The organism is Enterobacter sp. 237C8, from assembly GCF_034106865.1.
Classification (GTDB): Bacteria; Pseudomonadota; Gammaproteobacteria; order Enterobacterales; family Enterobacteriaceae; genus Enterobacter; species Enterobacter asburiae_B.
The window spans coordinates 47,890-60,627 of the sequence record NZ_JAWNDF010000005.1 but is presented as its reverse complement, the minus strand read 5'-3'; the positions used below and the strand labels follow the sequence as shown (position 1 = coordinate 60,627).

At 57.3% G+C, this 12,738-nt stretch carries 6 protein-coding genes and 1 tRNA gene; 2 read left to right on the top strand and 5 right to left on the bottom strand.

Features of this window, described 5'->3' with window-relative positions; translation table 11 throughout:
- Nucleotides 1-66: 66 nt before the first annotated feature.
- Nucleotides 67-1,164 (bottom strand): murein transglycosylase A, encoded by a 1,098-nt coding sequence (gene mltA / locus USF70_RS15335; RefSeq protein WP_033146436.1) that lies wholly within the window; start codon nt 1,162-1,164, stop codon nt 67-69.
- 208 nt (nt 1,165-1,372) lie between these two features.
- Here mltA and USF70_RS15330 point away from each other — a divergent pair.
- Nucleotides 1,373-1,449 (top strand) — tRNA-Met (locus tag USF70_RS15330).
- A gap of 87 nt (nt 1,450-1,536) precedes the next feature.
- Here USF70_RS15330 and amiC read toward each other — a convergent pair.
- Nucleotides 1,537-2,790, bottom strand: a complete 1,254-nt coding sequence (amiC, locus tag USF70_RS15325) for an N-acetylmuramoyl-L-alanine amidase AmiC (protein WP_029740496.1) — start codon at nt 2,788-2,790, stop codon at nt 1,537-1,539.
- Nucleotides 2,791-3,017: 227 nt separating this feature from the next.
- Here amiC and argA point away from each other — a divergent pair, with 227 nt between their 5' ends.
- The gene (argA, locus tag USF70_RS15320; RefSeq protein ID WP_039263334.1) at nt 3,018-4,349 is read left to right on the top strand and encodes an amino-acid N-acetyltransferase; all 1,332 of its coding nucleotides are present in this window, start codon (nt 3,018-3,020) and stop codon (nt 4,347-4,349) included.
- Between the two features lie 54 nt (nt 4,350-4,403).
- Here the strand turns inward: argA and recD are convergent, their stop codons facing one another.
- The 3 genes from recD to ptrA are packed head-to-tail and all read right to left on the bottom strand — an operon-like array spanning nt 4,404 to nt 12,627.
- Entirely contained in the window at nt 4,404-6,224 is a 1,821-nt protein-coding gene (recD, locus tag USF70_RS15315; RefSeq protein WP_320735767.1) for an exodeoxyribonuclease V subunit alpha, read from the bottom strand.
- A complete protein-coding gene (gene recB, locus USF70_RS15310) occupies nt 6,221-9,763 on the bottom strand; it encodes an exodeoxyribonuclease V subunit beta (protein ID WP_221703011.1) in 3,543 nt (1,180 codons plus the stop codon). Before recB ends, recD begins: the two co-directional genes overlap by 4 nt.
- Nucleotides 9,760-12,627, bottom strand: a complete 2,868-nt coding sequence (gene ptrA, locus USF70_RS15305; RefSeq protein WP_167819065.1) for a pitrilysin — start codon at nt 12,625-12,627, stop codon at nt 9,760-9,762. The genes recB and ptrA overlap by 4 nt, the downstream gene beginning before the upstream one ends.
- Between the last annotated feature and the right edge of the window lie 111 nt (nt 12,628-12,738).

The following is a 12,738-nucleotide window of genomic DNA, read 5'->3' as shown; positions in this document are numbered from 1 at the left end:
AATGTAAAAAGGGTGAGGTTTTCCTCACCCTGAACAGTAATCCGTATTGTGCTCAGAATACCACAATCAGCCGCTGAATACGTTTCCAGCACCCGGCGCTGCCTTCAGTACCCACACGCGTCCGTAGTGGTTATACCAGCCCGCGCGATGGCCTGCGTCAGGGCCAATGCCCTGATAGATGTCGAAGTGCTGGCCTTTAATTGCCCCGCCAACGTCCAGCGCCACCATCAGACGCAGCTCATACTGACCGTTGAACTTGCCGTTATTGTCCAGCAGAGGAACCTCAGCCAGCAGCGTGGTGCCTGCAGGAATAATCGAACGATCCGATGCTACCGACGCGCGGCCAATCAGGGGAACTGCACTCGCCCCTTTCACCGGCGCGAAGTTTTGCGGTTTGAAGAAGACGAACGACGGGTTCTGCTCCAGCAGCTCGCGCACCTCGGCTTCGCTGTGTTTCTCGCCCCACTCGCGGATCGCCTGCATCGACATATCTTCTTTCTTCACTTCACCGCGGTCGATCAGCACCTTACCGATACTGCGATAGGCGTGGCCGTTTTTACCGGAATAGCTGAAGAAGTTAAGTGGCGACCCGTCGCCAAAATCAATGTAGCCGCTGCCCTGAACGTCCATGATGAAGTTATCCATCAGGGAGTTGCTGTAGGCCAGAACGTAATTTTCGCTCAGCGCACCGGCGTAGATCTCAGCGCGAGACGGCAGACGACCGCGTTTTGGCGGCATACGGTAGATAGGATACTGGAACTCGCCCTGACGCGAGTGTCGTGCCTGGATAACCGGGGTGTAGTAACCGGTAAACTGGACGTTGCCGTAGTTATCGGCCCCTTCCATCTGCCAGGCGTCGATACCAAACTGGCGCATGTTGCGCGTATCGCCGCCTGCTTTAAGCCAGTCCTGGACCGCGTTATACACGCTACTCTGGGCGCCATACAGACGCGGCGACGCGTTGCGGATCTGGTAGACCTGCTCGGAGAAATCACCGGCATTAATCGGTGCGCCGACGGCATCAGGCTGATTAACTAAAGAGAAAGGCTGGGATAACTTCCCGTCTTTATACTGTTGACCGCGATCGGTCGGTTTGGAAGAACAGGCCGCAAGAATCGCTACCATTGCGCCCGCCATCAGATACTTCGCCCAACGTCCTTTCATTATATCTCGTCTTTAAGTTGCCCATTTCCGCGTGATGAAGATAACAAACCGCCAGGGCTAATGAAATGCGATCGCATGCCCTTTGGCAAATTTTGCGCAAAAAATAGTCCAAACAGAGCCATGTCGTTCAATTTGCATACAAAATCATGATTTATGTGAAAAAGGGGTTGCATCACAAACCTATCCGAGTATAGTGCGCATCCACGGACGCGGGGTGGAGCAGCCTGGTAGCTCGTCGGGCTCATAACCCGAAGGTCGTCGGTTCAAATCCGGCCCCCGCAACCAACACTTCTAAAACAATAAACACCCTCAAGGGTGTTTTTTTGTATCTGCCGTTTGTGAATTTGCCGGGCGTTTACCCGGCTGAAAGCGTTATCCGCGTCGCGCCAGCGTCGCCCCGTCAGAGAAATACGCCCGTATCCCCGCCAGAATCGACTCCGCAACCTCCTGCTGGAATTTTGCCGTCTTGAGCTTGCGCTCCTCTTCAACGTTACTGATAAACGCGGTTTCTACCAGAATGGACGGAATATCCGGTGCCTTGAGTACCGCAAACCCGGCCTGTTCAACGCTGTTTTTATGCAGCTTATTGATGTTGCCCAGCTTGCCCAGCACCGCTTTACCAAACTTCAGGCTGTCGTTAATGGTCAGCGACTGCACCATATCGAACATAGTGTGGTCGACGTAGCGGTCGCCGCTTTTGCTCACGCCACCAATCAGGTCAGAGGCGTTCTGGCTGTCTGCCAGGAATCTTGCTGCTGTACTGGTCGCGCCTTTGGTTGAGAGCGCAAACACCGACGAGCCGCTTGGCTGGCGGCTGGTAAAGGCATCCGCATGGATCGACACGAACAAATCGGCGCGCTGCTTCTGCGCTTTCGCCACCCGGACCTTCAGCGGAATAAAGATATCTTCATTGCGCGTCATATAGGCGCGCATATTGCCTTCTTTATCAATCAACGCTTTCAGCCGACGGGCAATTTGCAGCACCACATCTTTTTCACGCGTGCGGTATTTCCCCACCGCGCCGGAGTCTTCGCCGCCGTGGCCGGGATCGAGCATGATCACAATCGGACGATCCCGCCCTGCTTTTCCGGGCTGCGGGCCACTTTGCGCAGGCGGCACCTGACGCTGAAGATCGCCCTTGTTGTAGTCCTCCAGCAGAGCGAGAAGCGGATCCTGGATATCCGTTGCGTTGGCCGGGTAGAGATCCATCACCAGACGCTCTTTAAAGGTCGCGACGGGCGCCAGGGCGAACAGCTGCGGCTTAACGTTCTGTTTAAGCTCAAACACCATGCGCACGGTTTGCGGATCAAACTGCCCGACGCGAGCCGATTTAATAAACGGATCGTCGCCGCGGATCTGCGCCGCCATCCCTTTCAGCACGGAGTTGAGGTTAACGCCTTCGAGATCCACCACCACGCGTTCCGGGTTGCTGAGGGCAAATTGCTTATATTTCAGCACGCGATTGGATTCGACCGTCACGCGCGTATAGGTCGACGACGGCCAGACGCGCACCGCCACCACCTGACTCGTGGCGGCAAGACCGACCTGACTGACGCTAAGCAACCACATTGCCCCGGCCCCTTTTAACAAACGGCGGCGGCTTATTGCTGAATTGGATCCCGACATGCTTCTCCCGAGCAAGAACACTGACTGATATACAAAATGTCCAAATTGACCGAAAACTTTAACGAATGACGCATAAACTGTCATCTATAAAAGGGTAAACAATCATACGCTAACGCACGGATTACTTACCAATTTCTGTGGGTCGCGGAAAATTTGCGCTTGCACACGCGGCCACAATCGAATAAAAATACAGAAATTACGAATAAACATTCATTAAGGGTTGTGCCATGGTGAAGGAACGTAGAACCGAACTGGTCCAGGGATTCCGCCATTCTGTTCCCTATATCAACGCCCATCGGGGAAAAACGTTTGTCATCATGCTTGGCGGCGAAGCCATTGAGCATGAAAATTTTTCCAGCATCGTCAATGACATTGGCCTGCTGCACAGCCTCGGGATCCGCCTGGTGGTGGTGTATGGCGCGCGTCCGCAGATCGACGCCAACCTGGCCGCTCACCACCACGAGCCGATTTACCATAAACATACCCGCGTCACCGATGCCAAAACCCTGGAGCTGGTGAAACAGGCGGCGGGTCTGCTGCAGCTGGATATTACCGCGCGTCTCTCCATGAGCCTGAACAATACGCCGCTGCAGGGCGCGCATATCAACGTCGTGAGCGGCAACTTTATCATTGCCCAGCCGCTCGGCGTGGACGATGGCGTGGATTACTGCCACAGCGGCCGTATTCGTCGTATTGATGAAGAAGCTATTCACCGCCAGCTGGACAGCGGTGCCATCGTGCTGATGGGCCCGGTCGCCGTTTCCGTGACCGGCGAAAGCTTTAACCTGACGTCCGAAGAGATCGCCACGCAGCTGGCGATCAAGCTGAAGGCGGAAAAAATGATTGGGTTCTGCTCCTCCCAGGGCGTCGTGGACGGTGAAGGAACAATCGTACCGGAACTCTTCCCGAATGAAGCCCAGGCCCGCGTGGAAGCGCTGGAAGCCGAAGGCGATTACCACTCCGGCACCGTCCGCTTCCTGCGTGGCGCCGTGAAGGCCTGCCGCAGCGGCGTGCGCCGCAGCCACCTGATCAGCTATCAGGAAGACGGGGCTCTGCTGCAGGAGCTGTTCTCCCGCGACGGTATTGGTACGCAGATTGTGATGGAGAGTGCGGAGCAGATCCGCCGCGCCACCATCAATGACATCGGCGGCATTCTGGAGCTGATCCGCCCGCTGGAACAGCAGGGCATTCTGGTACGTCGCTCACGCGAACAGCTGGAGATGGAGATCGATAAATTCACCATTATTCAGCGCGATAACCTGACCATTGCCTGCGCCGCACTCTATCCGTTCCCGGAAGAGAAGATCGGTGAAATGGCCTGCGTGGCGGTGCATCCTGATTACCGTAGCTCTTCACGCGGCGAAATGCTGCTTGAACGCGTGGCGGCACAGGCGCGCCAGATGGGGCTGAGCAAGCTGTTCGTCCTGACGACGCGCAGCATTCACTGGTTCCAGGAGCGCGGATTCACGCCGGTGGATATCGATTCTCTGCCGGAAACGAAGAAAGAGATGTACAACTATCAGCGTCGTTCAAAGGTGCTGATGGCTGACCTGGGATAATACAACGCTTGCCGGGACGCGCTGCGCGTACCCGGCTTATAGGTCTTGCCCGGTTCAGAGGGACTCAAATATCGCGCCCAGCCCGCTTCGGCGTTCCGTTCGGGTGGCGATCGCCTGCACCAGCACCCGTTCATCGGCATACAGCGACAGACGCTGACGCGCTCGCGTAATGGCGGTATAGATCAGCTCGCGGGTAACGACGGGTGAAAGCTGCGTGGGGAGGATCAGCGCCGCATGGTTAAACTCGGAGCCCTGGGATTTGTGCACCGTCATCGCCCAGGCGGTTTCATGCTCGGGCAAACGACTGGGCTGGAAGGACTTCACGCTCCCGTCCGGCATCTGGAACCAGACGCGCAGGCCCTGACCGCAGTCGAGCGCAATCCCGATATCCCCGTTAAACAATCCCAGCGCGCTGTCGTTGCGGGAGATCATCACCGGTCGCCCTTCATACCAGCGCGAGTGCAGGGTTCGGTTAATTTTGCGTTTTTGCGCCAGCAGCTGTTCCAGCCTGTCGTTCAGACCCCGGACGCCAAAGGGGCCTTCCCTCAGCGCACAGAGCAGCTGGTATTCGCCAAACGCGGCAATGACCTGCTCCGGCGTACTTTGCTGTTGTACGCCCGTCAGAAAGTGCTGGTACCCCTGCAGGGCATCGTCCAGCATCGCCTGATACTCTTCCCCGCTTTGCAGCGATTTTTTCTCAATATCCGTAAAGGTACCGTCAAATACCGCTGTGGTGGTGCGCCGGTCGCCCCGGTTCACCGCCGCCGCAAGCTGGCCGATGCCGGAGTCGCTGCCGAAACGGTAGCTTTTTTGCAGCAGACACAGGCTGTCGCGCAGCGCCCCTGCGAGCGAATGGTTTTCAGACGTGAGCGAACATCCGGTGAGACGGGCCAGCTCCTGCGCGCGTTCCGCGGTATATCCCAGGCTGGCATAGGTACAGATATCGCCCAGCACGGCCCCGGCCTCAACGGAGGCAAGCTGGTCGCGATCGCCGAGGAAAATGACGCGCGCGTGAGGCGGGAGCGCATCGATCAAACGCGACATCATCGTCAGGTCAATCATCGACGCTTCATCCACGACCAGCACGTCAAGGTGCAGTGGGTTACCGGCATGATAGCGCAGACGCTGGCTACCCGGCTGTGCGCCTAGCAAACGGTGCAGGGTGCTCGCCTCATTGGGGAAAAGCGCAAGCTGATCCCCGGTTAGCGGCAGTTTTTGCAGCGCGCCGCCCAACGATTCCGTCAGACGTGCCGCCGCTTTACCGGTGGGGGCCGCCAGGCGAATACGGCACTTTTGCTCACCCGATAACTGAATCAGCGCGGCAAGCAGTTTTGCCACAGTGGTCGTTTTCCCGGTGCCCGGGCCGCCAGAAATCACCGAGATCCGTCGGGTTAAGGCCACGGCTGCCGCCACTTTCTGCCAGTTTGTCTCGTCGTCAGAGGTAAACAGCGTATCCAGCGTTTGCCGGAGCTGCGCTTCATCGCAGGGAAGCGGGGCGTTGGTCTCGCTGAAGAAGCGCGCTACCGTCAGTTCGTTACGCCACAGCCGGTTAAGATACAAACGCTCGCCGACAAGGATCATCGGCGTCCCGGTATCGGCTCCGCTTACGGCAGGCGAGCCGAGTAATATCTCCTGCCAGTCCACTGCGTCACCCAGCTGCGCGAAACACGCCTGTAAAGCCGGAGGCATTTTCTCATCCACAGCCAGACGCGACAGCGGCAGACATACGTGGCCTTCCCCCGCGTCTTTACTCAGAATGGCTGCGGCCAGCATGACGGCAGGCTCCTCGCCTGCCACCATCATGGCGAACTGCACATCCAGGTGACGCAGTAACCGTTGTTCAACCGCGTCCAGCAGTAGCGCCTGCATCGTCATGCCACCTCCTCCGTGCTTGCAGCAAACAGGTTATCCATTTTTTCAATCAGTTCCGCAGCCGGACGCGTACTAAAGACGCCGGAACGCGGGTCGTTACCATCCACTCCGCGCAGGAACAGGTAAATGACGCCGCCAAAATGATCTTCGTAGCGGTAATCGGCCATGCGATGGCGGAGGTAACGGTGCAGCGCAAGGGTGTAAAGCTGATACTGCAGATCGTAGCGATGCATTTGCATTGCCGATGCCATCGCGTCCTGGGTGTAGGCTTCGCTGCTTTCACCCAGCCAGTTCGATTTGTAATCCAGCAGGTAGTAGCGCCCTTCGTGGCGGAAAACCAGGTCGATAAAGCCTTTGAGCATCCCCTGCACCTGGCGGAAGTTCAGCGGCGGGCACCCGGCGGATAACGGATCGTACTCGCGGATCAGCGCATCAAGCGCCTCGGCCCTGAGCGGGCTGGCGATGGGGAGATAAAACTCCATCTCCACCTGCTTGTCTTTGGCGGTCAACTGGTTCAGCGAGATCCCCTGCGTCGTGAGCGGCGCGTGCAGTACCGCGCGGATCCAGTCGGTGAGAACCGGCTGCCACTGCGCGTCGTAGCCGCCACTCTGTAACATTTTCAGCACCCATTCTTCGGAAACCGGCTGGGTAAAATCCAGCTCTTCAAACAGGCTGTGCAAAAACGTGCCCGGCGAGGCGCCGCGCGGGAACTGGTGCGGCGTGAGCACCGGCTCAGCGGGTACGCTACCGGCTCCTGCGGCGTCCACGTCCAGTTTTGGCATCAGATCCTGCGCAATACTCTGCCCGTGCTGCTGTAAACCGGAGTAGCTGGTGACGCGCCAGTCGTCGGCAATGGTACGTACAACCTGGCGGGCATGGAGCGCTGACTCACGCAGCTCCGGCATCTGCCAGCGGCTGTTGTCGGGCTGCGACGGAATATGCAGGGCAACATGCTCCGTGCAAAGCGATTCGATGCACTGGCGCAGGCCCGCCGCGTCTTTGGGTTCGCCGTGCTGAATAAGCCGCCCCAGCGCGCTCAGATGAAAATCACTCTCCCCGCTCTTTTCGCCACGGCGACGGAACAGAGGCGCAACGCCCAGGCTGCAGTGCCAGACCGAACGGGTCAGCGCCACGTAAAGCAGGCGCAGGTCTTCCGCCAGACGCTCGGCTTCGGCCAGCTCAACGCTGGACTCCGCGTTGCTGAGATCGAGCACCGCCTCAAAAGACTCGCGATCGTGGTAAAAGGCCTGATCCTGCACGCGATAATTGGCGATAAACGGCAGCCAGACCAGCGGATATTCCAGGCCTTTCGACTTGTGAATGGTGACGATCTGCACCAGATGTTTATCACTCTCTAGTCGCATCTGCTGGCTGGACGAATTACTGTTCGGATCGGCAATCTGCTGCGCCAGCCAGCGTACCAGAGCGTGTTCGCTCTCCAGCTGCGTACCGGCTTCCTGCAGCAGTTCGCTGATATGTAAAATATCGGTCAAACGGCGCTCGCCGCCTGCTGTCGCCAGCATATTCTCCGCAATGTGGCGCTGCGCCATGAGCTCGCGCACCATCGCCATGACTCCACGCTTCTGCCATTTTTCGCGGTAGCGAACAAACTCTTCTACGACAGAATCCCACGCGGCTTCGTCATTGTTCAGCGCATCAATATCCCGCGCGTTCAGCCCGAGCATCGCGCTCGCTAATGCGCTACGCAGCGTGCTTTCCCGCTCCGGAGCCAGCACGGCCTGCAGCAGCCATAGCATCTCCTGCGCTTCCAGCGTTTCAAAGACGCTATCGCGGTTCGAGAGATAGACGGAGGGAATATTCAGTAACGTCAGAGCGTCGCGGATGAGCGCGGCCTCCTGACGGCTGCGAACCAGCACCGTGATATCGGATGCCTTTACCGGCGCAGGTTTATCCCCCTTCCACAGCAGCGCTTTACCGTGCGCGCCCGCACTGAGCCAGTCGCGGATTTGCGCGGCACAGTACTGGGCCATGGCATTTTGATAGTCGGCAACGCCGCAGCCTTCCCCGTCCAGTAGCCAGAAGTTCATGGCAGGCTGCGTCTCGCCGTTGAACTCAAAGCGCAACGAGGCATTTTTCTCGGCGAACTTTACCGGCTGAAACGGGATCTCCCGGAACATAAACGCCGTATCCATGCGGCTGAAGAGCGCGTTGACGCTTTCCACCATGCCGGGAGAGGAGCGCCAGTTAGTATCAAGCGTGTAGTGCGCATCAACTTCGCTACGGGCTTTCATGTAGGTGAAAATATCCGCACCGCGGAAGGCGTAGATGGCCTGTTTCGGATCGCCGATTAACAACAGCGCGGTACCGGGCTGCTGGCGCCAGATACGGCGGAAAATGCGGTATTGCTGAGGGTCGGTATCCTGAAATTCGTCAATCATCGCCACCGGGAACCGGGTGCGGATCGCGGCGGCAAGCGCTTCGCCATTTTCACTGCACAGCGCCGCATCGAGGCGGCTCAGCATGTCGTCAAACCCCAGCTCACCCCGGCGGCGTTTCTCACGCGCGACGGCGTCGCGAATTTCCGTCATGGCGCGGGTAATCATCAGATCGTTGAGCGTTAAGGGCTCAGCCAGCAGGGTTTCAATCGCCACAAACAGAGGATGCTCAGGCACAATGCCGTCGGCTTTGGTCCGCTCAGCCAGGAAACGTTGGGAGAATTTCTCCAGCGCATCCGGGAGCTGGTAGCCTCGCGTCTCTTCCTGCGCCCAGGCGCTGATCTTGTCGATCCATTTCCCCTGATTGCCGCGGTTAAACTTGCGTCGATCAATCCCGGAATTTTCGATGATGGCGTCAATCTCGCCAACGGACTCAATCCATTTTTGCTTGATATCGGCAATTCTCGCGATGATTTTTTCATGGCGTGAGGCCAGGGTTTCATCCGCAGGCGGCGGGGATTTGATGACCGGCGCTTCACCCTGCAGATAACGATCGATAGCGCGCAGCAGCGCCTCCGGGCCCTTCCACAACGCATGTACCGCTTCGGCAATATCGCGCTGTAACGGGTAGCAGTGGCGACGCCAGAAATCCGCGCAGGCCTGATAGCGAAGCACTGATTCATCTTCAATGAGCTGCTGTTCAAACAGCATTCCGGATTCAAACGCATTCAGGCTCAGCATACGCTGGCAAAAACCGTGAATGGTGAAGACGGACGCTTCATCCATCTGCCGTTCAGCGAGGAGCAGCCACTGGGCTGCCTGTTGCTTATCGGCAATCTCTTCCAGAAGGCTCGCGTAGAGAGGGTTATCCGTGCTCTGACGCAGACAGGCGATGCGCAGCTCGTGGATATTGCTGCGAATACGGCCCCGCAGCTCAGCGGTGGCAGCCTCGGTGAAGGTCACCACCAGCAGCTCCTCCACGCTCAAAGGGCGTGGAAAAGCGGCGTTGCCGCCAAGCCCCAGCAGCAGACGCAGGTACAGAGCGGCAATGGTGAAGGTTTTTCCCGTTCCCGCTGAGGCTTCAATCAATCGTTCACCCTGCAGAGGTAAACGTAAGGGATCAAGGGACTCAGCGGTATCGGTCATTCTTTCTTACTCCAGGGCATCGATTGCTGCAGCGCGCTGACGCTCTTCCAGACTTTCCAGCCTTTCGGGTTCACGTACTCCGTTTTCCCGTTCTGGCTACCGGAAACCTGAGACAGGATGGTGATTCCCTGCGGCTTAATGACCGCCTGATGGAAGAAGTCGGCAACCTTCTGCGGCGTCAGCTGTTTTATCTCGGCCACTACTTTATCACGCGAATCAAATTTCAGATTACCGCGATCGAAATCTTTGCTCAGCTGCGAGGCTTCTTCACCCAGCGTCTGCGGCGGCTGCATCACCTGTGCGATGACGGCCTGCTGGATTTGCGCAAACTCTTCCGGCTTCATGGCGCGCAGTTTTGCTTCCACCTGTGGGAAGAAGGCCTGGTAACGCTTCCAGAGATACGCCGGCTGTTTATCGCTGCTTTGCAGCAGGAAACCCAGCCCCCACTGTCGGCCTACGTTCATGGAGAAGGCAAACACCGCGTAGCCAAGCTGCTCCTCTGTGCGTAACTGGTTATAAAACCACGGCTGAATAATTTGCCCCAGTACGGCACTCTGCGCCGAGCTGGCGAATTCATCATAGCCCGTTGGCACAAATACCGCGGCCAGCGCGGAATCCGTGCTGTTACCCGCCTTTTCAAAAATCACATTCTGTTTTTTCTCAACCAGCACGTCCTGGTTGCGGCACCACTCGTCGCCTTTCGAACCGAGCTGAGTGCGTACATTCTCTGCCAGGGTTTTGGCCTGATCCTCACTCATGTTGCCAACGATCAGGAACTCCGGACGCGTGTTGGTTTTCAGCGCATCACGGTAAGCCAGCACGTCTTTTAAGGTGATCGAAGGCAACAGCGCGCGGCGATCCTCTCGCTGGAAATAAGGAACTTGCGACAGCATTTGCGCCGGCATAAGCGCCATATCGTAAGCTTTGCCCTTCTCCGCAGAATCCATCATCTGCGCATACCACGATTTAGCCTGTTCAAGCTGCTCTTCCGTCGGCGTATAGCTGAAATAGCCCTCCAGCAGTGCCTGGAACAGCTGAGGCAAACGCTGGGTATAGCCGTTTGCATTGAGCATCAAACCGTTGTTGGCGTTGGTGGAGAAGCTGATCCCGCCCACGGCCGCCTGGTTGCTGAGCTGATCGAGCGCAATCCCGGCGAGATAGTCATTGAGCGCGAACATCACCTGATTTTTGGCGCTGTTCATCGCTTTCGGGTTACGCAGCACCACGCTGACATCGGCCTTTGGCTCGCTTGCGAAGTAGCGGCTGGGGGTGTACACCACGCGCAGCGTCGGTTCATCAACGATGAGCGCCGGGTGCGGGTAATCTTTAGTCGTTTTGGTCAGCGAGAAGTCATCCGGAATATAGGGGTTCAGCTCCGGCAGCTTTAACGCAATCTCCCCGGCCTTCTTCTGCCAGTCGGCGAAGGTCTGCGCGCTGATTTTTTCCACCTGATAAGGAGCATCGACAAAATACGCCGTCTTGTTATGCGGTTCGTTCGGGCTGATGTACCAGATGCGGGCATTCTCCGGCGTCATCATCGCCAGGCGGGCTTTTACCGCATCGGCATCATAGCGGTCGGCAATATTGACCGCATCGAGGGTGTGTTCCACCGGCACGCGGATCATGGTATCCGCCAGCCACTCAACGTAATCCATATCGCGGGTAATGGACGGGTAACGGAAATCGAGATCCAGCACGTGGGCGAGCTCATCAAAGTAGCGCTTATCGACGCCTTTCTCACGCAGTAAAGAGAGGTAGCTGAAGATCGCCGCCACCACTTCGTCACGGTTTGCCAGGCCCTTGTCGGTCAGGGTGGCGGAGATCGCCAGCACGCCGCTATTGCCGTTCACAACCGGATCGGAGTCGGCGCGAATACCTTCCACCAGCCCCTGTTTTTGCAGCCAGTCAGAAAGCGTACCCGGGCTACGGTTACCTATCAGATAGGTCACCAGCTCATCGGTTTTACTGCGAAACTGTGCGGTGTTGTTATCGATGCGGAATTCCACGCGCAGCACTTTGCGCGGCAGCGCAGGCACGTAGTGGATCACGATGCCCTTTTGCGCATCCGTGACCACCGGTACGTCTATCTGCGGCAGGTCGATATTTTTATTCGGCACCCGGCCAAACGTTTTAGCCGCCATGCCTGCCAGTTCTGGCAACGGTTTATTGCTGTAGATGACCGCTTTCATCAGGTTGGCGGAGTAGTATTTATCGCGAAACGCGTGCAGGGCATCAAGCACCGGGCTGTTCGGTTTGTCGCTTAACGTCTCAAGGTTACCGCCGGAGAAGCGCGAACCCGGGTGCGCAGGGTTGATGGTTTCGGCGCTGACCTGGGCCATGCGCATACCGTCTCGCGTGCGGGCAAGGGTCAACTCAGCATTGACGGCATTGCGTTCACGGTCGGCATATTTTTTATCCAGCAGGGGGGCGGCGATGGAATCAGCAAGGCGATCGACCGCGCCTTCCAGCGCATCATTTTCGACTTCAAGATAAAAGGCCGTGCGGTACGGTGCCGTACTGGCATTGTGGCTGCCGCCATGCATTTTCAAAAATTCGGACAGGCTATCCGGCTGCGGGTATTTTTTTGACCCCATCAGCGTCATATGTTCCAGATAATGTGCAAGCCCAGGATGCGCGTCAGGATCTTCCAGCGATCCAACCGGCACCACTAATGCCGAGAGGGACTTCACCGCCTGCGGATCGGAAACCAGCAGCACGGTCATGCCGTTATCAAGACGAATAGCCTGATATTGACGGGTATCTTTTTCGCTTTTACGAATAGTTTCCTGAACGGGTTGCCAACCGGAGTCTGCCTGAGTGACAGGTACCCAGAGGGCGAAAAACAAAACAAACGCTTTAAACAAGGTGCTACCTCTTTATCACGGCTACATCATTAACACATTGCGTGCTGGACACGCCAACATCTCTTTATTGGGTACATCAGTCCGTGATAAGAAGTGCATCATAATTGAACA